Annotated in this window: 21 protein-coding genes; 12 read left to right on the forward strand and 9 right to left on the reverse strand. The window is 72.7% G+C overall.

The features are described from left to right. Positions 1–11 precede the first annotated feature (11 nt). Together ACFYM6_RS32100 and ACFYM6_RS32105 are read right to left on the reverse strand one after the other, a co-directional pair. Positions 12–863, reverse strand: a complete 852-nt coding sequence (locus ACFYM6_RS32100) for an ABC transporter permease (RefSeq protein ID WP_387281215.1) — start codon at positions 861–863, stop codon at positions 12–14. Continuing rightward, positions 863–1,708, reverse strand: coding sequence for an ABC transporter ATP-binding protein (locus ACFYM6_RS32105; RefSeq protein ID WP_387281216.1), 846 nt, complete (start codon positions 1,706–1,708; stop codon positions 863–865). Before ACFYM6_RS32105 ends, ACFYM6_RS32100 begins: the two co-directional genes overlap by 1 nt. 151 nt (positions 1,709–1,859) lie before the next feature. Here ACFYM6_RS32105 and ACFYM6_RS32110 point away from each other — a divergent pair, with 151 nt between their 5' ends. Continuing rightward, the gene (locus tag ACFYM6_RS32110; protein WP_387281217.1) at positions 1,860–3,866 is read left to right on the forward strand and encodes a protein meaA; all 2,007 of its coding nucleotides are present in this window, start codon (positions 1,860–1,862) and stop codon (positions 3,864–3,866) included. Positions 3,867–4,021: 155 nt separating this feature from the next. On the opposite strand, the gene ACFYM6_RS32115 is transcribed toward ACFYM6_RS32110, so the two are convergent. Next, entirely contained in the window at positions 4,022–4,639 is a 618-nt protein-coding gene (locus ACFYM6_RS32115) for a DUF4126 domain-containing protein (RefSeq protein ID WP_387281218.1), read from the reverse strand. Positions 4,640–4,710: 71 nt separating this feature from the next. Between ACFYM6_RS32115 and nucS the strand changes: the two genes are divergently transcribed. Further along, entirely contained in the window at positions 4,711–5,370 is a 660-nt protein-coding gene (gene nucS / locus ACFYM6_RS32120; RefSeq protein WP_387281219.1) for an endonuclease NucS, read from the forward strand. 18 nt (positions 5,371–5,388) lie between these two features. On the opposite strand, the gene ACFYM6_RS32125 is transcribed toward nucS, so the two are convergent. After that, a complete protein-coding gene (locus ACFYM6_RS32125; protein WP_387281220.1) occupies positions 5,389–6,891 on the reverse strand; it encodes an aldehyde dehydrogenase family protein in 1,503 nt (500 codons plus the stop codon). 233 nt (positions 6,892–7,124) lie between these two features. On the opposite strand from ACFYM6_RS32125, the gene ACFYM6_RS32130 reads away from it, so the two are divergent. The 7 genes from ACFYM6_RS32130 (at position 7,125) to ACFYM6_RS32160 (ending at position 13,595) form a co-directional block, all read left to right on the forward strand. Beyond that, positions 7,125–7,580 carry an FHA domain-containing protein gene (locus tag ACFYM6_RS32130; RefSeq protein ID WP_387281221.1) on the forward strand — a complete coding sequence of 152 codons (456 nt, stop codon included), beginning with the start codon at positions 7,125–7,127 and terminating at the stop codon, positions 7,578–7,580. An 86-nt stretch (positions 7,581–7,666) separates the two neighbouring features. Then, positions 7,667–8,731 carry an alpha/beta fold hydrolase gene (locus tag ACFYM6_RS32135; protein WP_387281222.1) on the forward strand — a complete coding sequence of 355 codons (1,065 nt, stop codon included), beginning with the start codon at positions 7,667–7,669 and terminating at the stop codon, positions 8,729–8,731. Between the two features lie 228 nt (positions 8,732–8,959). Next, positions 8,960–10,750 (forward strand): 3-hydroxyacyl-CoA dehydrogenase family protein, encoded by a 1,791-nt coding sequence (locus ACFYM6_RS32140; RefSeq protein WP_387281224.1) that lies wholly within the window; start codon positions 8,960–8,962, stop codon positions 10,748–10,750. Between the two features lie 41 nt (positions 10,751–10,791). Beyond that, complete coding sequence (locus ACFYM6_RS32145; RefSeq protein WP_387281225.1) at positions 10,792–11,286, forward strand: SigE family RNA polymerase sigma factor; 495 nt, start codon at positions 10,792–10,794, stop codon at positions 11,284–11,286. After that, complete coding sequence (locus tag ACFYM6_RS32150; RefSeq protein WP_387281226.1) at positions 11,283–12,329, forward strand: hypothetical protein; 1,047 nt, start codon at positions 11,283–11,285, stop codon at positions 12,327–12,329. The genes ACFYM6_RS32145 and ACFYM6_RS32150 overlap by 4 nt, the downstream gene beginning before the upstream one ends. A 57-nt stretch (positions 12,330–12,386) precedes the next feature. Then, positions 12,387–12,719, forward strand: coding sequence for a hypothetical protein (locus ACFYM6_RS32155; protein ID WP_387281228.1), 333 nt, complete (start codon positions 12,387–12,389; stop codon positions 12,717–12,719). Between the two features lie 66 nt (positions 12,720–12,785). Continuing rightward, the gene (locus tag ACFYM6_RS32160; RefSeq protein ID WP_387281229.1) at positions 12,786–13,595 is read left to right on the forward strand and encodes an alpha/beta hydrolase; all 810 of its coding nucleotides are present in this window, start codon (positions 12,786–12,788) and stop codon (positions 13,593–13,595) included. Positions 13,596–13,614: 19 nt separating this feature from the next. On the opposite strand, the gene ACFYM6_RS32165 is transcribed toward ACFYM6_RS32160, so the two are convergent. The 5 genes from ACFYM6_RS32165 to mce form a co-directional block, all read right to left on the reverse strand. Then, positions 13,615–14,820, reverse strand: a complete 1,206-nt coding sequence (locus tag ACFYM6_RS32165; protein WP_387281231.1) for an AI-2E family transporter — start codon at positions 14,818–14,820, stop codon at positions 13,615–13,617. Positions 14,821–15,498: 678 nt separating this feature from the next. Beyond that, a complete protein-coding gene (locus ACFYM6_RS32170; RefSeq protein WP_387281232.1) occupies positions 15,499–17,835 on the reverse strand; it encodes a hypothetical protein in 2,337 nt (778 codons plus the stop codon). A 166-nt stretch (positions 17,836–18,001) separates the two neighbouring features. Next, positions 18,002–19,252, reverse strand: coding sequence for a DivIVA domain-containing protein (locus ACFYM6_RS32175; RefSeq protein ID WP_073835950.1), 1,251 nt, complete (start codon positions 19,250–19,252; stop codon positions 18,002–18,004). A 276-nt stretch (positions 19,253–19,528) separates the two neighbouring features. After that, on the reverse strand, positions 19,529–20,893 hold the full coding sequence (ccrA, locus tag ACFYM6_RS32180) for a crotonyl-CoA carboxylase/reductase (RefSeq protein ID WP_387281241.1): 1,365 nt from the start codon (positions 20,891–20,893) through the stop codon (positions 19,529–19,531). Positions 20,894–21,163: 270 nt separating this feature from the next. Beyond that, on the reverse strand, positions 21,164–21,634 hold the full coding sequence (gene mce / locus ACFYM6_RS32185) for a methylmalonyl-CoA epimerase (RefSeq protein ID WP_387281233.1): 471 nt from the start codon (positions 21,632–21,634) through the stop codon (positions 21,164–21,166). 62 nt (positions 21,635–21,696) lie between these two features. On the opposite strand from mce, the gene ACFYM6_RS32190 reads away from it, so the two are divergent. The 3 genes from ACFYM6_RS32190 (at position 21,697) to ACFYM6_RS32200 (ending at position 24,510) form a co-directional block, all read left to right on the forward strand. Further along, positions 21,697–22,893 carry an acetyl-CoA C-acetyltransferase gene (locus ACFYM6_RS32190; protein WP_387281234.1) on the forward strand — a complete coding sequence of 399 codons (1,197 nt, stop codon included), beginning with the start codon at positions 21,697–21,699 and terminating at the stop codon, positions 22,891–22,893. A gap of 183 nt (positions 22,894–23,076) precedes the next feature. Continuing rightward, positions 23,077–24,012 (forward strand): methylmalonyl Co-A mutase-associated GTPase MeaB, encoded by a 936-nt coding sequence (gene meaB / locus ACFYM6_RS32195; protein ID WP_387281242.1) that lies wholly within the window; start codon positions 23,077–23,079, stop codon positions 24,010–24,012. An 84-nt stretch (positions 24,013–24,096) separates the two neighbouring features. Next, positions 24,097–24,510 (forward strand): Asp23/Gls24 family envelope stress response protein, encoded by a 414-nt coding sequence (locus ACFYM6_RS32200; RefSeq protein ID WP_357440780.1) that lies wholly within the window; start codon positions 24,097–24,099, stop codon positions 24,508–24,510. Positions 24,511–24,539 lie beyond the last annotated feature (29 nt).

Here is a 24,539-nt window from a genome sequence, read left to right on the forward strand (position 1 = left end):
GGGGCGTCCGCTCAGCCGTCGCGCTTGGTGGTCCACCGGAAGGTGGTCAGGCAGAGGACCAGGCCGATCACGCACCACAGCGCCAGCACCAGGGCGACCCGGCCCAGCTCGAACGAGCCGGCCGGCTCCTGGGCGCCGAAGCTGTCCGGCAGGAAGACGGCGCGCAGCCCCTGGCACATCCACTTGAGCGGGAAGAGCGCCGCGACCTGCTGCATCCAGCCCGGCAGGCCGGTGAAGACGAAGAACACGCCGGAGATGAACTGCAGGATCAGCGCCACGGGGGTGACCACCGCCGAGCCGCTGCGGGCGGTCCGCGCCAGCGACGAGATGGCGATGCCGCACAGGGTGCAGGCGGTGACCCCGAGGGCGGCGACCCAGCCGAAGGTCAGCCACCTGCCCGCCGTGCTGGGCAGGTGCAGATCGAAGAAGACGGCCGAGACGGCGAGCAGCAGCACGGTCTCGGCGACGCCGATCGCCACCACCATGAGCACCTTGCCGGCGAAGTAGACCCATTTCGGCATCGGGGTGCCCCGGTAGCGCTTGAGCACGCCCCGGTCCCGCTCGATCGGGATCCAGATGCCGAGGTTCTGGAAGCTCACCGTCATCAGCCCGGTCGCGATCATGCCGGTGACGAAGTACTGGGTGAACCGCACCCCGGGCGTGATCTCCCAGGTGAAGATCGACGCGAAGATGGCAATCATCACGACCGGGAAGAGCATGGTGAAGACCACGGACTCCCGGCTGCGCAGGAACTGGGTGATCTCCAGCCGGCCCTGCCGCAGCGCCAGGGTGCCCGCACCCGGCCGACGCGCTCCGGCGGCGGCGGCGGCGACCGGGGTCGCCGGCTTCGTGGTGGTCGTCATCAGTGTCCGATCATCCGCAGGTAGACGTCTTCCAGGGTCGGCCGGGTCACCGTGAGCCCGGGGACCTCGCCGCCGAAGCGCGCGGCCAGCTCCGCGACCAGCGCCGTCGGCGTCGCGGTCGCCGCGGTCTCCAGCGTTCCCTCCGGGGTACGCCAGGAGACGGTGATCAGGGCCTCCTGCCGGTTGCCGAGCCGGTTCGGCGGGGCCACCTCGACCACCCGGCCGGCGGCGATCACGCCGACCCGGTCCGCGAGGGCCTCGGCCTCGTCCAGGTAGTGCGTGGTCAGCACGATGGTCGTGCCGGCGGCGGCGAGGTCCCGGATCAGCTCCCAGAACTCGCGCCGGGCCTCCGGGTCGAAGCCGGTGGTGGGCTCGTCCAGGAACAGCAGTTCGGGGCGGCCGATGATGCCCAGCGCCACGTCCAGCCGGCGTTTCTGCCCGCCGGAGAGGGTGTGCGTACGGGCCTTGGCCTTGGCGCCCAGCCCGACCCGCTCGATGACCTTGTCCGGGTCGTCCGCGCCGGGGTAGAAGCCGGCGAAGTGCCGGATCACCTCGGCGACGGTCAGCTCGTCGAACTCGCCGGTGCCCTGGAGCACGATGCCGACCCGCGAGCGCCAGGCCGGGTCCGGGTGGGCCGGGTCGACGCCGAGCACCCGTACCTCGCCGGCGTCGCACTGCCGGTAGCCCTCCAGGATCTCCACGGTGGTGGTCTTGCCGGCGCCGTTCGGGCCGAGCAGGGCGAACACCTCGCCCCGGTGGACGTCCAGGTCCACGCCGGCCACCGCGACGTTGTCGCCGTACGCCTTGCGCAGCCCCCGGACCGAGATCGCCAGCTCGTCTTCCATGACGTCCAGTGTGCGACTCGGGCACACCCACCGGCGGCGCGGGGGGTGGTGGTCTCGGACATGTCGCGCCGCTCGTGCCCGGTGGTCCGCTCCATGGACCTGTGTGGTTTTCCACAGCCCGTTTTACTGAACGGTAACTTAGACTCCGGCCATGGACGAGAAGGCTCCCTCGGGGCGGTTGCCGGAGCGCGACCGGCCCTGGGTGATGCGCACCTACGCCGGGCACTCCTCCGCCGCGGCCACCAACGCGCTCTTCCGCCGCAACCTGGCGAAGGGGCAGACCGGTCTCTCCGTCGCCTTCGACCTGCCCACCCAGACCGGGTACGACCCCGACCACGAGCTCGCCGCCGGTGAGGTGGGCCGGGTGGGCGTGCCCGTGGCGCACCTCGGCGACATGCGGGCGCTCTTCGAGGGCCTCCCGCTGGCCGAGCTGAACACCTCGATGACCATCAACGCGCCGGCCATGTGGCTGCTCGGCCTCTACGGCACGGTCGCCGCCGAGCAGGGCGCGGAGTTGGCCCGCTGCGCCGGCACCACCCAGAACGACATCATCAAGGAGTACCTGTCCCGCGGGACGTACATCTTCCCGCCGGCGGCGTCGCTGCGGCTGACCGCGGACGTCATCGCCTACACGCTGCGCGAGATGCCGAGGTGGAACCCGGTCAACATCTGCTCGTACCACCTGCAGGAGGCCGGGGCGACGCCGGTGCAGGAGGTCGGCTTCGCCCTGGCCACCGCGGTCGCCGTGCTCGACGCGGTGCGCGACGCCGGCCAGGTGCCCGCCGACCGGATGGGCGACGTGGTGCAGCGGATCTCCTTCTTCGTCAACGCCGGGGTGCGCTTCGTCGAGGAGATCGCCAAGATGCGCGCGTTCGGCGCGCTCTGGGACGAGATCACCCGCGACCGGTACGGCGTGGTGAACCCGAAGCAGCGCCGCTTCCGGTACGGCGTCCAGGTCAACTCGCTCGGCCTCACCGAGGCCCAGCCGGAGAACAACGTCCAGCGCATCGTGCTGGAGATGCTCGGCGTCACGCTCTCCCGGGACGCCCGGGCCCGCGCGGTGCAGCTGCCCGCCTGGAACGAGGCGCTCGGCCTGCCCCGCCCCTGGGACCAGCAGTGGTCGCTGCGGATGCAGCAGGTGCTGGCGTACGAGTCGGACCTGCTGGAATACCCGGACCTCTTCGCGGGCTCGCACGTGATGACCGCGCTGGTCGACGACATCGTCGCCGGCGCCCGGGTCGAGCTGGCGAAGGTGCTGGAGATGGGTGGCGTGGTGGCCGCCGTGGAGACCGGCTACCTGAAGAGCGCGCTGGTGGCCTCGCTCGCCGACCGGCGGCGGCGGATGGAGGCCGGCACCGATCTGGTGGTCGGCGTCAACACGTTCACCGAGACCGAACCGTCGCCGCTGACCGCGGCCGGCGCCGAGGCGATCGAACAGGTCGATCCCGCCGTCGAAGACGCCGCCGCGACCGCCGTACGCGCATGGCGGGCCCGCCGGGACGCGGCCGCGGCGGCCGCGGCACTGGCCCGGCTGCGCGCGGACGCCGCGACCACGACGAACCTGATGCCGGCGACGCTGGCGTGCGTGCGGGCCGGGGTGACCACCGGCGAGTGGGCCGGCGCGCTGCGCGAGGTCTTCGGCGAGTACCGGGCCCCGACTGGCCTCTCCGGCGCCGCCGGGGCGGGCGGGGACGCGGGGCTGGCGGGGGTCCGCGAGCGGGTCGCCGCGACGGCACGCGAACTGGGCAGCGGCCGGCTGCGGCTGCTGGTCGGCAAGCCCGGCCTGGACGGGCACTCCAACGGCGCCGAGCAGATCGCGGTACGCGCGCGTGACGCCGGCTTCGAGGTGATCTATCAGGGCATCCGGCTGACCGCCGGGCAGATCGTCGCCGCCGCGGTCGAGGAGGACGTGGATCTGGTCGGCCTGTCGGTGCTCTCCGGCTCGCACCTCGCCGCTGTGCCGGCGGTGCTGGACGGGCTGCGCGCCGCCGGGCGGGGCGACCTGCCCGTGGTGGTCGGCGGCATCATCCCCGTCGGCGACGCGGCGGCGCTGCGGGCGGCCGGTGTGGCCCGAGTCTTCACCCCGAAGGATTTCGCGCTGACCGGCATCATCGACGACCTCGTCACCGTGATCCGCGAGGCCAACGGCCTGAGCTGAGAGGCTCCCTGGTCAACGCCTCGGGCACCTCCTTAGCCGGGCCGTGATCGACGCCGTGTCGGCGATATGGCGGTATCGCAGCGTGCCGGATACCGCCGGTTACGCGATCTGGTGTGAATCACCCGAGTCCTGGCTGTCGCCTACGGCAGGAAGGATCAGACCCGGAACCCAGCCGCGCGGGCTGCCGCGCGTTCCCGACGCCGGTCCTTGCGCCGCCGCAGGAACCAGCCGAAGAACAGCACGAAACCGAGCAGGAACACCAGCACCAGCACCGGCAGCAGGATCGCCACCACCGACATCACCGCGCTCGTGGCGTCCTCGGCGGTGCTGGCGACCGGGGCGCCGAAGCCAGCGGTGGTCGCGTTGATGACCGGGCGGGCCGCTGACTTGAGCAGGTGCACGCCAAGCGCGATGAGGACGCCGACCACCACCGGCACCCACTGGTGCGAGGAGAAGAAGGTGTCCGGGTCGCTGACCGTGACGGTCTCCGAGCTGGAGCCGGCGCCGAAGGCCAGGCCGCCGGCGGTCGGCCGGACCACCGTCTGCACCACGTCGTTGACGTGATCGACCACCGGCACCTTGTCGGCGACCACCTCGATGGTGAGCAGCACGGCGAGGATCAGGATGACCCAGCCGTTACCCAGCCACTGCCACCCGCCGGGCAGGTCGACCAGGTCGGTGTAGCGCGCCAGCAGACCCATGAGGAGGAGCGGGATGTAGGCGTTCAGGCCGGCCGAGGCGGCGAGGCCGGAACCGGTGAGGACTTCGAGCACGATCTCAATATCGCACCGGTACGCCAGTGGCGCTCGCCGGCGGGCGCCGGGTGCTCGGCTACCCTCGTCGGGTGCGGTTGGTGATTGCGAAGTGCTCGGTGGACTACGTCGGACGGCTCTCGGCACACCTGCCGCCGGCCACCCGGCTGCTCATGGTGAAGGCGGACGGCTCGGTGTCGATCCACGCGGACGACCGGGCGTACAAGCCGTTGAACTGGATGAGCCCGCCGTGCCGGTTGGAGGAGGCCCCCGGCGTCTGGCGGGTGGTCAACAAGGCCGGCGAGGAGCTGCGCATCACCCTGGAGGAGATCTTCCAGGACACCTCGTACGAGCTGGGTGTCGACCCGGGCCTGCGTAAGGACGGTGTGGAGGCCCACCTGCAGGAGCTGCTGGCCGCCAACCCGGAGACCCTGGGCGACGGCTTCACGCTGGTCCGGCGGGAGTACATGACCGCGATCGGCCCGGTCGACCTGCTCTGCCGGGACGCCAACCAGGGTGCGGTCGCGGTCGAGGTGAAGCGGCGCGGTGAGATCGACGGCGTGGAGCAGCTCACCCGCTACCTGGAGCTGATGAACCGCGATCCGCTGCTGGCCCCGGTCACCGGTGTGTTCGTCGCCCAGGAGATCAAGCCGCAGGCCCGGGTGCTCGCCACCGACCGGGGGATCCGCTGCGTGGTGGTCGACTACGACAAGCTGCGCGGCATCGAGCGCGACGAGCTGACGCTGTTCTGATTCCGGGTCCGCCGACCGTCAGCGGCCCCGGCCGTACCTCAGCTTGGCGGCCTTGACCAGGCGGGCGACGTCGGCCGGGGTGCGTTCGAAGGTCATCGACGGCAGCAGGGAGGGCCCCCGGCGGCGGGTGATCGCCTTGGCCCGGCCGAACTCGCGCAGCCCGTCCTCACCGTGGACCCGGCCGAAGCCGGAGTCGCCGACCCCGCCGAACGGCAGTGTGGACATGCCGGCGAAGGTGAGCGTCGAGTTGATCGCGGCCATCCCGGAGCGCAGCCGCCGCGCGACCGCCACCGCCCGCTTCCGGCCGAAGACCGAACCCCCGAGACCGTACGGGAGAGCGTTGGCCCGCTCGACGGCCTCGTCGACGTCGCGGACCCGGTTGACCGTCAGTGTCGGGCCGAAGGTCTCCTCGCGGACGGCGGCCGAGTCCTCGGGGACGTCCACCAGCACGGTCGGGTGCACGTACGGCGGTCGCACCGCCTCGGGGCCGCCGAGCACCGCCCGGCCGCCGCGGGCGACCGCGTCGTCGATGTGCCGGCGGATGATGTCGAGCTGGGCGGGCATGGTGATCGGGCCGATGTCGGCACCTTCCGGGCCGACGGTGAGCCGGCCGGCCTTCGCCACCACCTTGTCCAGGAAGGCGTCGTAGACCGGGTCGACGGCGTAGACCCGCTCGATGCCGATGCAGGTCTGGCCGGCGTTGGTCAGCGCGCCCCAGACGCATGCCTCGGCGGCGGCGTCCAGGTCGGCGTCGGCGTCCACGATCATCGCGTCCTTGCCGCCCGCCTCGAGCAGCACCGGGGTGAGGGTCTCGGCGCAGGCCGCCATCACCTTCTTGGCGGTGGCGGTGGAGCCGGTGAAGGCGAGCTTGCCGACCCCGGAGCGGCACAGCGCGGCGCCCACGTCGCCGAACCCGTGCACGGCGGTGAGGACCGGCTGCTCCGGCACCACCTCGGCGAAGCGGTCCACCAGCCACTGCCCGACGGCCGGGGTGTACTCGCTCGGCTTGAACACCACCGCGTTGCCGGCGGCGAGGGCGTACGCGGCGGAGCCGATCGGGGTGAAGACGGGGTAATTCCACGGGCCGATCACCCCGACCACCCCGTACGGCTGGTATTCGAGGTGTCCGGCGAACTCGGCGAGGATCAGCCGGGTGCGCACCCGGCGCGGCCCGAGCACCCGGCGGGCGTTGCGGGCGGCCCAGTCGATGTGCTCCAGCGCGGTGAGGATCTCGACGACCGCGTCGCCGACCGGCTTGCCGCCCTCGGCGTGCACCAGCTCGGCCAGTTCCTCGATCCGTCCGGCGAGGACGCCGCGCCAGCGCAGCAGCCGCTGCCGGCGGCCGGTGAAGCCCAGCCCGGCCCACCACTGGCCGGCGGCGCGCGCCTGTTCGACCGCGTCCCGTACGTCCGCCGCGGTCGCCACCGGGAGCCGTCCGGCCTCGGCGCCGGTGGCCGGGCTGGTGGACACCAGCCGACCGGCCTCGATGATCGGGGTCCCCGGGACATGCACAGCCGTCATGACCGAAGTCTAGACCCGAACGTTACTCGCCGGTAGGTCCGGCGTCCCGCGTGACCTGCCCTGGCTGCGACGCCGGAAGTCCGGAGGGATCGACGGAAGTGACTGGTGAATGAATCCGAAACGGCGAACAGAAGTTGGCCGGCCGGGGTCGCGGGGGTGACCACCCGGTGGTGACGGCGATTACGGTGAGCTGGCAGGCTGACGCCGCAGGGCGACCGGAGGGACGACTGTCAATGGAGGAACATCCGGAGCTGATGCCGCTTTTGACGGTGTCGGGTGGGGCGATGCGCGGATTCAGCTTCCGCGTCGGTCGGGACCCGCTGGTGATCGGCCGGGCGCCGACCGCCCACATCGTGCTCGCCGACCCGCATCTGAGCCGGCGGCACGCCACGGTGCAGCTGACCCCTGAGGGGTCCTGGCTGACCGACCTCGGCTCGACCAACGGCACCTGGCTCAACGACCAGCGGATCAGCGGTAGCGTGCCGCTCTCCGACGGTGACGTGGTCCGGCTCGGCCGTACCGACCTGCGCTACTTCGACCCGGGCGTGGCCCGGACCGACCCGGTCGGGATGAGCTTCGGCCTCCCGGCCCCGAGCCACCGGCCGACCGTGCCGCTGCCCCGGCCGTCGGCCCCACGGGTGCCCGTGCCGCGTGAGGCCCTGTCGCTCCCGGTCGACGCGCACTCCTGACCACCGGGCCCGTCCACACCGGGGAGCGGCCCGGGATGGGGAACGGGCACATGGTCCGGGTCGGGCCGGTGTGCCAGCATGCGCGGATGCGGAGCACACGGCACACCGTCCAGGCCAACGGCATCACCCAGTCGGTGCGGGTGGCCGGCCCGCCGGACGGCGTACCGGTGCTGCTGGTCCACGGCAACGTCTCGTCGTCGGCGTTCTGGGAGCCGCTGCTGCGGCGGCTGCCGGAGACGCTCCGCGTGGTCGCGCCCGACCTGTGCGGGTACGGGGACACCGCCACCGCCCCGGTCGACGCGACCCGGGGCCTCGCCGACTTCGCCGACGACGTGGCCGCCCTGCTCGATGCCCCCGGGCTGTTCGCCCCCGGCGCGCGGCCGGTGGTGGTCGGGCACTCGCTGGGCGGCGGGGTGGCGATGCGGCTGCTGGTCGACCACCCCGAGCGGGTGGCCGGGCTGCTGCTGGAGGCGCCGGTCTCCCCGTACGGGTTCGGCGGGACCCGGGACCTCGACGGCACCCCGACCACGCCCGACTTCGCGGGCACCGGCGGCGGCACCGCCAACCCCGACTTCGTCGCCCGGCTCGCCGCGCAGGACCGGGGCGAGGAGGGCCCGACCAGCCCGCGGAACGTGCTGCGTGCGGCGTACGTGGCTGACCCGGCGTCGCTGGGCGAGGACGAGGACCTGCTGCTGGACAGTATGCTCACCACCGCCACCGGGGACGACAACTACCCGGGCACGGCGGTCACCTCCGCGCACTGGCCGGGAACGGCGGCCGGCCAGCGCGGGGTGCTGAACGCGCTGGCCCCCGCCTGGTTCCGGGTCGCCGACGAGCTGGTCGACGTCTCGGCCAAGCCGCTGGTGACCTGGGTACGCGGCGACGCCGACGTGATCGTCTCGGACACCTCGCTGTTCGACCTGGCCTATCTGGGGTCGCTGGGGGCGGTGCCGGGCTGGCCGGGAGCGGCGGACTGTCCGCCCCAGCCGATGGTGGGCCAGACCCGGGCGGTGCTGGACCGGTACGCGGCCGCCGGCGGGACGTACCGGGAGGTGGTGCTGCCCGGTTGCGGTCACAGCCCGCATCTGGAACGGCCGGCCGAGTTCGTCGCGGAGCTGCTGACACTGGTCGGGGCGCCCGCGGAGGCCTGACCCGGCAACGCCGGCGGAGGCCTGACCCGGCGGCGTCGGCGGGCGTCGGTGCCCGGCCTGCGGTGGCGGAGCACCCTCGGGGCGGCCGTGCCCGGGGCGGAGAGTGACGGACGTCGTGAAATATCCCACGGCGTCTCGACAACGTAGAGTCACGTGGCAGACTCCGGCGCATAACCTTAGCGGCCGTTCATGTCGGCAACGGCGGAGTCAACCAAGGGGAGGCCGGTCGTGGCGCGCGAGTTCACCAGGGTGGGTGTGGTGGGTCTGGGCACCATGGGTGCCGGCATCGTCGAGGTGTTCGCCCGCAACGGCATCGACGTGGTGGCCGTGGAGATCTCGGCGGCCGCCCTGGAGCGTGGCCGGGCCACCCTCACCGGATCGACCGACCGCGCCGTGGCCAAGGGCAAGCTCGCCGAGGCCGACCGGGACGCCCTGCTGAGCCGGGTCGACTTCCAGGTCGGGCTGGGCGCGCTGCACTCGGTGGACCTGGTGATCGAGGCGGTGCCCGAGCACCTGGACCTGAAGCAGCGGATCTTCGCCGAGCTGGACCGGGTCTGCAAGCCCGCGGCCATCCTGGCCACCAACACCTCCTCGCTGAGCGTCACCGAGATCTCGGTCGCCACCACCCGGCCCAACCAGGTCATCGGCATCCACTTCTTCAACCCGGCCCCGATCATGAAGCTGGTCGAGGTGGTCCGCACCGTGGTCACCTCCGCCGACGTGGTGGCCGACGTGGAGGCGCTCTGCACGCGGCTCGGCAAGGTCGACGTGACCATCAACGACCGGGCCGGCTTCATCGCCAACGCGCTGCTCTTCGGCTACCTGAACCACGCGGTGAGCCTGTTCGAGGCGCGGTACGCGAGCCGCGAGGACATCGACGCCGCCATGAAGCTCGGCTGCGGCCTGCCGATGGGCCCGCTCGCGCTGATGGACCTGATCGGCCTGGACACCGCGTACGAGATCCTGGACACCATGTACCGGCGCGGCGGCCGGGACCGCCGGCACGCCCCGGTGCCGCTGATCAAGCAGATGGTCACCGCCGGGCTGCTCGGGCGAAAGTCCGGCCGGGGCTTCTACACCTATGAGCGGCCGGGCTCGCCGAAGGTCGTACCGGACGAGCAGACGCCGGTGGCGACGGAGGCCTCGCTCGCCGACGGCGCGCGGGCCATCGCCAAGGTCGGCATCGTCGGCTCCGGCACCATGGCCACCGGCATCATCGAGGTCTTCGCCAAGGCCGGGTACGAGGTCATCTCGGTGACCCGGGGCGCGGAAAAGTCCGCGAAGGTCTGCGAGGCGGTCAAGACCTCGCTCAACAAGGGCGTGGTCCGGGGCAAGCTCAGCGAGACCGACCGGGACGCCGCGCTGGGCCGGGTCACCTGGTCGGCCACCCTCGACCACCTCGCCGACGTCGACCTCGTGATCGAGGCGGTGGTCGAGGAGTTGAGCGTCAAGAAGGCCCTCTTCGCCAGCCTCGACGAGATCTGCAAGCCGGGCGTGGTGCTCGCCACCACCACCTCCTCCCTGCCGGTGATCGACGTGGCGATGGCCACCCAGCGCCCGGCGGACGTGATCGGCCTGCACTTCTTCAACCCGGCGCCGATCATGCCGCTGGTGGAGATCGTGCGGACCATCCGCACCTCGGCGGAGACCGCCGCCACCGCCCGTGCCGTCTGCGCGGCGCTCGGCAAGACCGGCGTGGTCTGCGGTGACCGGTCCGGCTTCATCGTCAACGCGCTGCTCTTCCCGTACCTGAACGACGCGGTGAAGATGCTGGAGGCCAGCTACTCAACCGCCGACGACATCGATCACGCCATGAAGCTGGGCTGCGGCTACCCGATGGGCCCGTTCGAGCTGCTCGACGTGGTCGGCCTGGACGTCGCACTGGCCATCCAGCGGGAGCTCTACCTGGAGTTGCGCGAGCCGGGCTTCGCCCCCGCGCCGCTGCTGGAGCACCTGGTCACCGCCGGCTACCTCGGTCGCAAGAGCGGGCGCGGCTTCCGCGACCACACCAACCGCTGATCCGGGTCAACAAAGGACGCCGGTGACGGCGTCTTGAGGGTGTGACCTTCGAGGAGTACGTCGGCAGCCGCGGCCCGGCCCTGTTGCGCCTGGCTCGGCTGCTGACCGGCGACGCGCACCGCGCCGAGGACCTGACCCAGGACGTCCTGGCCCGCGCGTACGTGCACTGGCGGAAGATCGCCCGGGCCGACCGGCCCGACGTGTACGTGCGGCGAATGCTGGTCAACGCCAACGCCTCCTGGTGGCGCCGGCGGTCGAACCGCGAATTGGCTGTCGACACCTTCGCCGAGCAGGCCCACCGGGGCGACCTTGGCGGTGAGGCGGCCGCCCGGGACGAGATGTGGCGGCTGATCCGGGCGCTGCCCGACCGCCAGCGTGCCGTGCTGGTGCTGCGCTACTACGAGGATCTGGACGACGCCACGATCGCCCAGATCCTCGACTGCTCGCCGGTCACCGTCCGTACCCACGCGATGCGGGCGCTCGCCCATCTACGGGAGCGCTGCGGCGTCCCGACGACCAACGGGAGCCGGCCGTGACCGACCTCGACGAGCGGATCGCCTCGGTGCTGCGGGAGCGCGCCGAGGGGGACATCGACACTGACCGGCTGCTGAGCCGGTCCCGGGCCCGGGGACGCCGGAGGCAGGTGCGCCGTCGGGCCGCGACAGGCATGGCACTGGCCCTGGTCGGGGTACTCGGCTTCGCCGCGGTGACCGCACCGGGGCTACCCGGCTTGCCCGGAAGGCTGCCCTGGATGGCCGCCACCCCGGCCATCGTCAACGCCGTGCCACCCCGGGCCGGCGGGGTGCCCGGCGCCGCCCAGCAGCCCGAGCTGGTGGGTACCGATCCGCAGGTGCTGCACCTGGGCCTTGACACCAGCCAGGCCCGCTACCTGAGCTGGACGGTCGACCGGTCGCAGGTCGAGTCGATCCAATTCAGCTTCGAGGGTGAGCAGCCGATCACCGTCCAGGTGGCCCGGTCCGCGCAGCTGATTAACCAGACGGAGATCGAGGGTTTTTCGCCCCGGCCGGTCCAGGACCAGTTGTCGTTCAACGGCGAGATCTGGCAGCAGTCCGAGCCGGTGGAGAGCCTGATCAAGAACTGGCAGCCAGCTCCCGGCCTCTACGCCCGGGCGGCCATGCGCGGTGGGGATCGCAGGACCCTCGCCCGAGCGGTCTACGCCATCCGGTGGGACGAGGCACGCCGGTGTGGCGGGCCGCTGGGCCTCACCGCCCAGCCGGCGGGCGCCCGGGTGGTCAGCTGCTCGGTCGACGCCGCCACCTTTCCCGCTTCGTTGACCGTCGCGCTGGCCGTCGCGCGCGACGGCCCGTCCATGTGGGTCCGCCTCGAGTACGCGACGCAGCTGGCGAGCAGCCGGAGCGAGAGCAACCGGACCGTCGGCGGTCGTCCCGCCTATCTCTACCCCGACGGCACCAAACTGGAGCTGCTCGGGCTCCCGAAGGCGCACCTGATCGCCGACTTCGGCTGGCCGGCGCTGGGTTTCACCGAGGCCGACGCGACGAAGTTGCTCGCCGGGGCGCGGGTGTCCAAGGACCTGACCCGACCGGAGACCTGGGAGTGACGGGCGTCGGCCGGGCCGCCCGACCCGGGCCGGTCCGGCCGGCGGAACGTACGCTTGTTGACCGTGAGCCCCCGTCGCAACCGTCCCCGCCGGGACGAGACCACCTACCTGGACTCCGAGCGGGCTCGCCAGGGCGTGCCCACCGTCCAGCAGTGGCGCGACGGCGACTGGCAGGTACGCGGGATCACCGGCGGGGCGTCCGTCAAGACGTACCGCTGTCCCGGCTGCGACCAGGAGATCCGTCCGGGGGTGGCGCACGTGGTGGCCTGGCCGGCCGACGACCGGGGCGACCTCACAGACCGGCGGCACTGGCACAGCGGCTGCTGGCGGGCCCGGGACCGGCGCGGGCCGAACCTCCAGCGCGGACGCGGCGCCCCCCGGCACGGCTGAGCGATCTGCGTCACCCTGTTTCCGCCCGGGCAGGCGGCGGGGACGGCGGCGCGCGAGACTGGGACGGTGAGCACCCCGATCCGTGCGTCGTCGATCCTGCCCGGTCACCGGGAGGACATCGAGCTGCACACCGCCGACGGGCTGACGCTGGTCGGTGAGCTGGCCCGGCCGCTGGACCGGGCACCGGCCGGCACGCTGGTCTGCCTGCACCCGCTGCCCACCCACGGCGGGATGATGGACAGCCACGTCTTCCGGAAGGCGGCGTGGCGGCTGCCCGCGCTGGCCGACCTGGCCGTGCTGCGGTTCAACACCCGAGGCACCAGCAGCGTCCGGGGGACCAGCGAGGGAGCCTTCGACGGCGCCGTCGGCGAGCGCTTCGACGTCGCCGCCGCCATCGAGTACGCCGAATTCCACGAGCTGCCAAACATCTGGCTGGTCGGCTGGTCCTTCGGCACCGACCTGGCGCTCAAGTACGGCTGCGACCCGGCGGTGGCCGGGGCGATCCTGCTCTCCCCGCCGCTGCGTTTCTCCGAGCCGGCGGACCTCGCCGTCTGGGCCGAGTCGGGCCGCCCGCTCACCGCCCTGGTGCCCGAGTTCGACGACTACCTCCGCACGGAGGAGGCCCGGCAGCGGTTCGCGGCGGTGCCGCAGGCCGAGGTGGTCGGGGTGCCCGGCGCCAAGCACCTGTGGGTCGGCGACGCGGAGACCGTGCTCGACGAGATCGTCCGGCGGGTCAACCCGGCCGTGCCGGTGCCGCTGCCGACCACCTGGGACGGGCCGATGGAGACCGGCGACGTCAGTGCGTACGCCGACCGGACCGTGGCCGCGTTCGCCGACACCCCGGTCCCCGGCCCGCAGCAGCGGCAGGCGGGCTGACCCCGCGCACCCGGGCCGGTCAGCGGGAGTCCTGCCGGGGCAGGACCACCTCCCGGAGGATGAGCTGGAGGGCGGCCACCATCGGGATGGCGATCAGCGCGCCGACGACGCCCAGCAGTGACACCCCGAGCAACGCGCCGAGCAGCGCCGCCACCTCGTTGACCGAGACCGCCCGGCGCATGATCTTCGGATAGATCAGGTAGTTCTCCACCTGCTGGTAGACCAGGAAGAAGACCAGGCAGGCGACGCCGACGGGCAGGTCGGTGGCGAAACCCACCAGGGACACCACCACCGCGCCCAGGGTCGCCCCGATCTGCGGGATCAGGTCGGTCACCGCGACCACCACGGCCAGCGCGAACGGGTACGGCAGCCCGACCGCCAGCGCGAAGACGAAGCTGCTCGCCCCGGCCAGCACCGCGATGGCGAGCGCGCCCACCATGTACGCGCCGACCCGGGTGAGGATCTCGTCGCCGATCAGCCGGACGCGTTCCCGGCGGGTGCGGGGCACCAGCGCATAACCGAGGTCACGTAGCCGGTCGAAGTACGCCAGGAAGTAGATCGTCAGCACCAGCACGGTCAGCACCCGGAGGATGGTGCCGAAGATCAGCTGAGCGCCGCCCAGCACGCCGCCGAGGGCCCGGCTGATGGTGTCCGCGTTCGCCGCCGCGCGGACCCGTTCCATCACGTCGTACCGCTCGATGAGATCGTTGACGGTGGGGTTGCGGCGCAGTTCCTCGACGTAGCCGGGCAGGTGCGTGATGAACTGCCCGGACTGGGTCACCACCGGGGGCACCAGCGCCAGCAGCCCACCGATGATCAGCAGCAGTACGGTCAGGGTCACCACCGCGACGGCCAGCCCGTGCGGCAGCCCCCAGCGGCGCAACCGGACCACCGCCGGGTGCAGACCCACCGCGAGGAACAGCGCGATGACCACCAGCACCAGGATGCCGGCGGCGTTGCGGATGCCCAGGAAGACCGCGTACGCCAGCAGCACGCCGAGCGCCCCGGTGAAGCCGACCAGGAAGGCGCTGCGGCGCAGCGGCTTGCCCGGCACGCCGAACCGCCCGCTCGGCTCGAACTCGGTCGGTTCGGTCACCTGCTCGACGGTGCGCCGCCCGGATTCGTCGGTCGCGCCGTCCTCGGGGCGGAGCGCGCCCAGCGGGTCCTCGTCCTCCGGTCGGGCGTCGCCCGGCCGCCCGTCCTGCGCCACCTGACCTCCCCGCATCCCGCTCCGTCGTACGCGATCGGAGTCCAGCTCGCCGGGCCGGCCGGGTGACCCGGGTCGGCCAGCCGGGCATCGCCGTCCACGCGGCAGCCCGCTGCTCGGCAGGTTATCCGGCCGGGCTTTCCTCGGCCAGCCGTGCCCCGCCCGCAGTCGGCCACCCCGGCGGCGCCGGCGGCCCACCGCTGCTTCCCCGCGACGGCTGCGGCCTACCGCCGCTTGGCCGGCTGCGCTGACGGCCTGCCGCTGGGTACCTGCCAGGAGCCGCTGGGTACCTGCCAGGATGCGCGGCTCGTCCGCCCGCCGCGTCGCCTCCTCCCGCCTATCGACCTGATGGCACAGACGATTCACCGCCGGATGCAGCGTCCCACCGGCTGGCCGGGGCACGTCCCGCCTGAATCGTTTACGCCATCAGGTCCATAGCGTCCCAGTGGCAACGGTCCGGCCACCGGCGGCCACCGCCGCGGCCAGTCGGCCGCCGGGGTCGGCGGTGCCGGGCGTGCCGGCGGCGGTGCGGCTGATCGGGCGGATGCCGGGCGTGGGGCCGTGACCACGTCGCCAATCCGGCGGGGTTCGGGCGGGTTGGATACCGCGAGGTCGCCGAACTGTGAGCCCCGGCGGGCTACCCGCGGCAAGACCGCCGACCTGGCGGGCGTGCCGTTCGGCGGGGCGTCGCCTGCGTCAGTCGGACTCGACCTTCACGGCGCTCGGCTTGGCGCTTCGCTCGTCGGTGGTGGGCTTGGTCGGGCGCTTGCCGTTCTCGCCGGTGCTGGTGATCTTCGTGGGAGTGGCACCCCGGCCGCCCTCACCGGGTACGGCGGCCACGGTCGGCTCGCCGTCCACGCCAACGGTGGCGGCACCTCCGTCCACGGTGGTCACCGGTTCGCCGACCGGGCGGGCCGGGCTGCCGTCCGCCGCCGGCTCCGGGGCCGTCGCCGGCTCCCCGGTCGCCGCCGGCGCGGAATCGGCGCCCTCGGGGGAGACCGTCGCGGTGCTCTTCGCGCTGACCGGCGCGGTGTCCTTGCCGGTGGCTGGCGCCGTGGCCGTGTCGGGCGTCACTGGCGCGGTTTCCTTGCCGGCCACCGGCGTCGTGTCCTTCCCGGAGGTCACCGGCGCGGTCTCCTTGCCGGTCACCGGCGTGGTGCCCTTGCCGGCCGCCGGCGTGGTGGCCTTGCTGGCCCCCGGCGGGGTGCCCTTGCCGGTGACCGGCGTGGTGTCCGGACCGGCCGTCGGCGCCGTCGCGCCGGAGTCGCCCCCGGGCGTTGCGGCCAGCTCGTCCGGGTCCACCGGGGTGGTGGCCAGGCCGGCGCTGCTCGCCGTCAACCGCAGCTCGGCGAGCTTGCGCTGGAGGTCATCGGACTCCTGGCGGGACTTCCACGTCTCCGTCCGCAGGTCCGCCAGCTCCTGCTGGGCGTGGGCGATCTCCAGCATCACCTGGGCGAGCTGCTGCCGGCCGGCGGCCACCTCCTGCTGGGTGGCGGCGAGGTGTTGCTGGGTGGTGGCCAGGTGCTGCTGGGTGGTGGCCGCGTACTCCTCAAACTGGCGGCGCGAGGCGGCGACGTGCTCGTCGGCCTTGCGGCGCTTGTCGGCGGCGTCGACCTCGGCCCGGCGCAGCAGCTCGGCACCCTCCTCCTCGGCCTGCCGGCGCATGTTGAGTGCGTCCTGCTCGGCCGCCTTTCGGATCTTGATGGCACCCTGCTCGACCTCCTGGCGGCGGGCGGCGTACGTCTTCTCCAGCTCGTCCTGCCGCTTCTTGTGCTGCTTGTCGAGCTCGTCGCGGCGCTTGGCGTACTCCTGCTCGGCGGTCGCGCGGCGCTGGGCGAACTGCTTGTCGGCCGCGTCCCGCCGGGCGTTGACCTCCTTCTCCACCCCGGCCCGCCAGGCGCCCAGCTCCTGCTGCGTCTGGGCGCGGGCCTGCTGGACGTACGCCTCGGTCTCGGTGCGCATCCGCTTGACGTACGCGTCGACCTCGGCGCGGTTGCGCTTGCCGGCCTCGGCAGCCTCGGCGGTGAGCCGGCTGGCCTCGGTGCGGGCCTGGCCCCGGGTGGCCTTCGCCGCCTCTTCCGCGTCTTCGACGATCTTCTTGGCCTCGGCGAGCGCCTTGGCGTGGGTGGCCCGGCCGGCCTCGGCCGCGGATTCGGTGAGGCGCTTGGCCTCCTGCTGCGCCTTGCCGTGCACCTCCTTGGCCGCCTCGCGGAGCTGGGTCGCCTCCTGCTGGGCCTTGGCCAGCGCCTCCTTGGCGGCCTCGCGCAGTCGGGCGGCCTCCTGCTGGGCGCGGCTGTGGATCTCCTTGGCGGTGTCCCGGAGCTGGGTCGCCTCCTGCTGCGCCGTGGCCAGCGCCGTCTGGGCCGTCCGGCGCAGCCTGGTGGCCTCGTCGTTCGCGTCCCGGCGGAGCTTGGTGGTCTCCTCGGCGGCGTCCTTGCGAAGCTTGGTGGTCTCCTCGGTGGCGTCCTTGCGGAGCTTGGTGGTCTCCTCGGTGGCGTCCTTGCGGAGCTTGGTGGCCTCCTCCTTGGCCGCCGTGAGGGTGGCCTCCGCCTCGGCCTTGCGAGCGGCGGTGAGTCGCTCCTCCTCGGCCCGCCGGGCGGCGAGGGCGATCTCGAAGTCCTTGAGGGCCTGGGCGGACTGCTCCCGGGCCTCCTCGATGATGTGCTCGGCGGCCGCACGACGGGCCTCGATCTCCTCGTTGGCCGCGGCGACGATCTCGTCCGCCTGCTCCTCGGCCATCAGGAGGATCTGCTCGACCCGGGGACCGAGGTGCCGGAACGAGGCCCGGTCCACCACGCCCACCTGCTTGCGCACCTGGGCGAGGTCGCGTTGCAGCACCTCGACCTGGCCGGCCAGCTTGTGGATCTGGGTGTACGCCTGCTCCCGCTCGGCCGTCAGCGCCGTGATCTCGTGCTCCGCACGAGCGACGTATCGGTCGACCTGTCGTTTGTCGTACCCCCGCAGCGCGGACTCGAAGCTGGGCTCCGTGGTCACGTCCCCGCCGAGGGCGAACAGTTCCTCGCCGTGCGACATGCTCCCATCCTCACACGCATCCGGCTCTGCTGGGGCGATACGGACGCCCCTGCTGGGACCTACTTCACTGACAGGTCGAAATGGGCGGGAAATGCATGACGGCGCGGGGTGGCACCGGTTACCCGGTGTCACCCCGCGCCGTGGCTCATGCCCCGATGCGGGTGTCTCAGCTGGCCGACTCGGCGGTCACCTTCTCCTCGGCGCCACCGGACTTGGCCGCCGGCTTGGCGCCGCCGCCCGGCACGCCAGGCACGATGCCGGCGAGGCCGGAGAGCATCTGCCCGAGCTGCGAGGTGACGGCGTCCTTCTGCCGGGTGAGGTCCTCGACCTCGCGGCGGGCCGCCTGGGTGGTCAGTTCCGCCTCGGTGCGGGCCTCGCTGAGCAGGCGCTGCGCCTCGGCCTTCGCCTCGTTCAGGGTCTTGTCGGCCAGCGCCTTGGCCTTGTCCACCGTCTCGTTGGCGGTGCGCTCGGACTCGACCCGGCGGGCCTCGGCCCGCTGCTCGATCTCCTTGGCCCGCTCCTGGGCGGCCCGGGCCCGCTGCTCGGCCTCGCTGACCAGCTTCTGGGTCTGCGCGACCTGGGCGGCGTGCCGCTCGGACTCCTCGCGCTCGGCCTTCTCCCGCCGCTCGGCGAGCTGGAGCTCCAGAGCCTGGAGGTCCTTGTCGCGCTTGTCCCGCGCGTCGGTCAGCAGCTTGGTCGCCTCGGCGCGCTTCTCCTCGGCCTCCCGAGCGGCCTTGGCCCGCTGCTGGGTGATCTCCCGCTCGGCGGTGGCGCGCAGGGTGGCGACCTCACGCTCGACGGTGGACTTCAGCTCGGCCACCTCGTGGGCGGTGACCGTACGCAGCTGCTTGGTCTCCCGCTCGGCGTCGGCGCGCAGGGTGTCCGCCTCGCGGCGGGCCTGTACCCGGACCTCGGCGGCCTCCCGCTCGGCGGCGGTACGGACGCTGCCGGCCTCCCGCTCGGCGGTGGCCTTCATGGCGGCCGCCTCGGCGCGTGCCTTGTCGGTGATCTCGCGCGCCTCGAGGCGGGCCGCGGAGAGGATGCCCTCCGACTCGCGCTTCGCCTCGTTGCGGTGGTCGTTGGCCTGCTCCTCGGCCAGCCGGAGGATCTGCTCGACGCGGGTGCCCAGGCCGGAGAGGGTCGGCCGGCTGTTCTCCTCGAGCTGCTTGTTGGTGTCGGCGAGCTTCTGCTCCAACGCGCCCTGGCGCTGCTCGGCCTGGCGGAGCCGACGCTGGGCGTCGTTCATCCGCTGCTCGGCCTCGGCCCGGGCCTGCTCGGACTGGCTCAGCGCGGCGCTCAACCGGCCGATGAAGTCGTCGACCTGGTTGGTGTTGTATCCGCGCAGGCCAACGGTGAAATCTGGCTGCGTGTTCGCGTTATCGAAGAACGCAAGAGGGGAGGACTGCTGCTGGGGCATTGGGACATACTGGCAGACGCCCCAGGGTGCTTCGCAAGAGCGGTCCGAAGCTTTCGTGTCCTGTTTACATGGTCAACTTCGGGAGCCGGTTGGGACCGGACCGAACCGGCGATCTTGGCAGGTCCCAGGCGCGCCGGGCGGGACGCGAGGCGCGCGCGGAAAGGGCCGTGGGTCGGTGGCCCGCGGCCCTTTGTCGAGCATCGCCGAATCGCGCACGGCGCAATGGAAAGCGCAATGCCTCCACCATGCGGATGGTGCCGGGACCACCCGGACGCGTCAGTGCCCGCGGAACCGGTTGATCGCCGTTTCGTGCCGGGCGCGCAGCTCGCCGTCCCGGACACCGAGGCCGTCGGTCGGGGCGAGGCAGCGCACGCCCACCTTGCCCTGGTGTGCGTTGCGGTGCACCTCGTACGCGGCCTGCCCGGTCTGCGCCAACGGGTAGGTCCGCGAGACCGTCGGGTGGACCTTGCCGAGCGCGACGAGCCGGTTGGCCTGCCAGGCCTCGTGGTAGTTGGCGAAGTGGCTGCCGACGATCCGCTTGAGGTGCATCCAGAGGTAGCGGTTGTCGTACTGGTGCTGGAAGCCGCTGGTGGAGGCGCAGGTGACGATGGTGCCGCCGCGCTTGGCGACGTAGACGCTGGCGCCGAAGGTCTCCCGGCCGGGGTGCTCGAAGACAATGTCCGGGTCCTCGCCGCCGGTCAGTTCGCGGATCCGCTCGCCGAAGCGGCGCCACTCGTCCGGGTCCTGGGTCTCCTCGTCCCGCCAAAACTCGTAGCCCTCGCCGGTGGCCTTGGACCGGTCGATGACCAGCTCGGCGCCCATCCGCCGGCACAGCTCGGCCTTCTCCGGCGAGGAGACCACGCAGACCGGGATCGCCCCGCCGCCCAGCGCCATCTGGGTGGCGTAGCTGCCCAGGCCGCCGGAGGCGCCCCAGATCAGCACCACGTCGCCCTGCTTCATGTTCGCCCCGTGGTGGGAGACGAGCTGCCGGTACGCGGTGGAGTTGACCAGGCCGGGGCTGGCCGCCTCCTCCCAGCTCAGGTGGCGCGGTTTCGGCATGAGCTGGTTGGCCTTGACCACGGCCAGCTCGGCCAGGCCACCGAAGTTGGTCTCGAAGCCCCAGATCCGCTGCTGCGGGTCGAGCATGGTGTCGTCGTGGCCGGCCGCGTCCTCCAGTTCCACCGAGAGGCAGTGCGCGACCACCTCGTCGCCGACCTTCCACCTGGTCACCCCGGGCCCGGTCCGTAGCACCACGCCGGCCGCGTCCGACCCCACCACGTGGTACGGCAGGTCGTGCCGACGGGCCAGGTCGGAGACCCGGCCGTAGCGCTGGAGGAACCTGAAGGTGGGCAGCGGCTCGAAGATGCTGGTCCAGACCGTGTTGTAGTTGATCGCGCTGGCCATCACCGCGACCAGCGCCTCACCCGGGCCGAGTTCCGGGGTGGGCACCTCCTGGAGGTGCAGCGCCTTGCGCGGGTCCTTGTCCCGGGTGGCCATGCCGTCGAACATCCGGGTGTCCTCGGCGCGGACGACCACGCCCCGGTAGCTCTCGGGTACCGGCAGGCCGGCGAGGCCGGCGAGTTCCCGCTCCGGCTGCGCGGAGCCCTCCGCCGCCATGATCGCATCGAGGATGTCCTGCACGGTGACCTCCCGTTCGTCCGCACCCACACCGGGGCAGGGGTGCTGCCATCGTCGGCGCCGGTGCGACGGGTCCGCCATGTCGGCAATCGACACATCCGGCACCGGTCGCACTCCTGTGGGGCCGGACGTTACTGAACGGTAGCTAGGGCCGGAAGCCCCCTGTGAAAAACTGCATCCGCCGATGCGTGGAGGCGTCCGTGGGACCGCTGAACCGCGCACCGCCGCGCGTTCCCGCGGGTGGGAGAGGGCCGGTCGACCCTCCCCCACGGCTCACCGGGTGGCCGGCTCGACCAGCTCGACCAGGACGCCGCCGGCGTCCTTCGGATGCACAAAGTTGATCCGGGAGTCGGCGGTGCCCCGCTTCGGGGTCTCGTAGAGCAGCCGTACGCCCCGCTCGCGCAGCGCCGCGCAGGCCGCGTCGATGTCGGCCACCGTGTATGCGACCTGCTGCACCCCCGGCCCGTTGCGGTCCAGGAACTTCGCGATCGTCGACTCCGGCGACAGCGGGGCGAGCAGTTGCACGCAGCCACCCTCGGTGGTCGGCCCGACGGCCAGCATCGCCTCGCGTACGCCCTGCTCGGCGTTCGTCTCGGTGTGCACGCAGCGCATCCCGAAGGTGCGCTGGTAGAAGTCGATCGCGGCGTCCAGGTCCGCCACGGCGATCCCGACATGGTCGATGCGGCGCAGGCCGATGTCTGTGACATAGTCGGCAGCGGGCTCGACGGGGGAGTTCTCAGCCATGGCGCTAGTCTGACCGAACAATCGTTAAGGCGTACAGGTCGGCACCCCCCTCGGAGGCAGGCATGGCTTCGGTGATCGTCAGCGGCGCGCGGACCCCGATGGGGCGCCTGCTGGGCAACCTCAAGGACCTCTCGGCGACGAAGCTCGGTGGCATCGCGATCAAGTCGGCGCTGGAGCGCGCCGGCGTGGCCCCCGACCAGGTGCAGTACGTGATCATGGGGCAGGTGCTCCAGGCCGGCGCGGGCCAGATCCCGGCCCGCCAGGCGGCCGTCGAGGCGGGCATCCCGATGACCACCCCGGCGCTGACCATCAACAAGGTCTGCCTCTCCGGCCTGGACGCCATCGCACTGGCCGACCAGCTCATCCGGGCCGGCGAGTTCGACATCGTGGTGGCCGGCGGCATGGAGTCGATGACCAACGCCCCGCACCTGCTGCTCGGCCAGCGCAGCGGCTACAAGTACGGCGACGTCACGATCAAGGACCACATGGCCCTGGACGGCCTCACCGACGCCTGGGACTGCTGCTCGATGGGCGAGTCGACCGAGCGGCTCGGGGCGAAGCACGGCATCACCCGCGCGGAGCAGGACGCCTTCGCGGCGGCCAGCCACCAGCGCGCCGCGGCCGCCCAGAAGAACGGCCACTTCGCCGAGGAGATCACCCCGGTGGTCATCCCGCAGCGCAAGGGCGACCCGCTGGTGATCAGCGAGGACGAGGGCATCCGTCCGGACACCACGGCCGAGTCGCTGGCCAAGCTGCGCCCGGCGTTCACCTCCGACGGCACCATCACCGCCGGCAGTTCCTCGCCGATCTCCGACGGCGCCGCCGCCGTGGTGGTGATGAGCAAGGCCAAGGCCAGGGAGCTGGGGCTGACCTGGCTGGCCGAGATCGGCGCGCACGGCAACGTGGCCGGCCCGGACAACTCCCTGCACTCGCAGCCGTCCAACGCCATCAACCACGCCCTGAAGAAGGCCGGCCTGACCGTCTCCGACCTCGACCTCATCGAGATCAACGAGGCGTTCGCCGCGGTCGGCATCCAGTCCACCCGGGACCTGGCCGTCAGCCCGGACAAGGTCAACGTCAACGGCGGAGCCATCGCGCTCGGCCACCCGATCGGCATGTCCGGCGCCCGGCTGGTGCTCACCCTGGCGCTGGAGCTCAAGCGCCGGGGCGGCGGCACCGGCGCGGCCGCGCTCTGCGGCGGCGGCGGCCAGGGCGATGCGCTGATCATCCACGTGCCCTCGGGTGCCGCTGACCAGTGAGCGTGAGGAGTGAGCCGGGTTTGCGAGCCCCGCAGTCGCGAACTAAGGCGGCAAAGTGAGCGTGAGGAGTGAGCCGGGTTTGCGAGCCCCGCAGTCGCGAACTAAGGCGGCACAGTGAGCGAAACCGTCGAGAACGCCCCGGCCGCGGCCACCGGATCGGTGCGCCGCAGTCGGGACGTACCGATGCTGGTGGAGCGGGCCCGCGCGGGTGACCCCCGCGCGGTGGCCCGGCTGATCACCCTGGTCGAGTCCGGCGACGAGGTGCTGCCGCAGGTCGCGGCGGCCCTCGCGCCGTATGCCGGGCACGCCCAGGTGGTCGGGCTGACCGGGTCGCCGGGGGTGGGCAAGTCGACCACGACCAACGAGCTGGTCCGGGCGCTGCGGGCGCGCGGTCACCGGGTCGGGGTGCTGGCCATCGACCCGTCCAGCCCGTTCACCGGCGGGGCGATCCTCGGCGACCGGGTCCGGATGCAGGACCACGCCACCGACCCCGGCGTCTACATCCGCTCGATGTCCAGCCGGGGGCACCTCGGCGGGCTCTCCGCGGCGACGCCGCAGGCGGTCCGGGTGCTGGAGGGCGCCGGCTGCGACGTGGTGCTGGTGGAGACCGTGGGCGTCGGGCAGGCCGAGGTCGAGGTGGCCTCGCTGGCCGACACCACGCTGGTGCTGCTCGCCCCGGGCATGGGCGACGCCATCCAGGCGGTCAAGGCCGGCATCCTGGAGATCGCCGACGTCTTCGTGGTCAACAAGGCCGACCGGGACGGTGCCGACGCCACCGTCCGCGACATCCAGGGCATGATCGCGCTGGGCGAGCGCGGGCCGGGGGAGTGGCGGCCGCAGGTGATCCGGGCGGTCGCCGCGCGCGGCGAGGGGATCGACGACATCGCCGCCGCGGTCGACAAGCACCGGGACTGGCTGGAGCGGCACGGCGAGCTGCGCCGCCGCCGGGAGGCGCGGGCCGCCGCCGAGATCGAGGCGATCGCGCTCGGCACCCTCCGGGCCCGGATCGGTTCGCTGCGCGACGGTACGCAACTGCCGACGCTCGCCGCCAAGGTGGCCGAGGGCGCGATCGACCCGTACGCCGCCGCCGCCGACCTGCTGGCCCAGCTGGGGGCCTGAGCGGTCCACTGCGGACCCGGCCCAACTAGTACGCTCGCACCGCCTCATGGCGGTCGTGGGGTTGGACGAGGGGGCGGCTGGAGCATGGCTGACGAGGCGACCCAGGAGCTGTCGGTGACGCCGGACGCGGTGGCGGGCGGCGCGACGCACGTCTCCGACGAGGTGGTGGAGAAGATCGCGGTGGCCGCCGCGAAGTCCGTGCCCGGGGTGGCCGAGCTCGGTGGCGACGTGGCGCGGTTCTTCAACGCGGTGCTGGACCGGGTCGGGCTGGACCAGGTCGGCGACGCGCGGCGGGGTTGCTCGGCGCACGTCACCAACGGCGCGGCGCTGGTCAACCTGGTCATCGTGATCGACGGCGGCCGGCCGGTCCCCGAGGTGACCGACGCGGTCCGTTCGGCGGTGACCTCGGCGGTGGAGGCGTACGGGCTGCGGGTCGACGAGATCAACATCCGGGTCGACGACGTGGCCCTGGGTGGCCCCGCGGCGCCCTCGGCCTGAGCCAGGTTACCGGCCGGTACCCAGATCCT

Origin of the sequence: Micromonospora sp. NPDC006431 (assembly GCF_042870725.1) — a bacterium.
GTDB lineage: Bacteria > Actinomycetota > Actinomycetes > Mycobacteriales > Micromonosporaceae > Micromonospora.

What these genes read in the sequence shown, in the direction of transcription:
- ACFYM6_RS32100 (WP_387281215.1), bottom strand. Translation starts at nt 863, where the DNA reads ATGACGACCACCACGAAGCCGGCGACCCCGGTCGCCGCCGCCGCCGCC.
- ACFYM6_RS32105 (WP_387281216.1), bottom strand. Translation starts at nt 1,708, where the DNA reads ATGGAAGACGAGCTGGCGATCTCGGTCCGGGGGCTGCGCAAGGCGTAC.
- ACFYM6_RS32110 (WP_387281217.1), top strand. Translation starts at nt 1,860, where the DNA reads ATGGACGAGAAGGCTCCCTCGGGGCGGTTGCCGGAGCGCGACCGGCCC.
- ACFYM6_RS32125 (WP_387281220.1), bottom strand. Translation starts at nt 6,891, where the DNA reads ATGACGGCTGTGCATGTCCCGGGGACCCCGATCATCGAGGCCGGTCGG.
- ACFYM6_RS32130 (WP_387281221.1), top strand. Translation starts at nt 7,125, where the DNA reads ATGGAGGAACATCCGGAGCTGATGCCGCTTTTGACGGTGTCGGGTGGG.
- ACFYM6_RS32135 (WP_387281222.1), top strand. Translation starts at nt 7,667, where the DNA reads ATGCGGAGCACACGGCACACCGTCCAGGCCAACGGCATCACCCAGTCG.
- ACFYM6_RS32165 (WP_387281231.1), bottom strand. Translation starts at nt 14,820, where the DNA reads ATGCGGGGAGGTCAGGTGGCGCAGGACGGGCGGCCGGGCGACGCCCGA.
- ACFYM6_RS32170 (WP_387281232.1), bottom strand. Translation starts at nt 17,835, where the DNA reads ATGTCGCACGGCGAGGAACTGTTCGCCCTCGGCGGGGACGTGACCACG.
- ACFYM6_RS32175 (WP_073835950.1), bottom strand. Translation starts at nt 19,252, where the DNA reads ATGCCCCAGCAGCAGTCCTCCCCTCTTGCGTTCTTCGATAACGCGAAC.
- mce (WP_387281233.1), bottom strand. Translation starts at nt 21,634, where the DNA reads ATGGCTGAGAACTCCCCCGTCGAGCCCGCTGCCGACTATGTCACAGAC.
- ACFYM6_RS32190 (WP_387281234.1), top strand. Translation starts at nt 21,697, where the DNA reads ATGGCTTCGGTGATCGTCAGCGGCGCGCGGACCCCGATGGGGCGCCTG.
- meaB (WP_387281242.1), top strand. Translation starts at nt 23,077, where the DNA reads ATGCTGGTGGAGCGGGCCCGCGCGGGTGACCCCCGCGCGGTGGCCCGG.
- ACFYM6_RS32200 (WP_357440780.1), top strand. Translation starts at nt 24,097, where the DNA reads ATGGCTGACGAGGCGACCCAGGAGCTGTCGGTGACGCCGGACGCGGTG.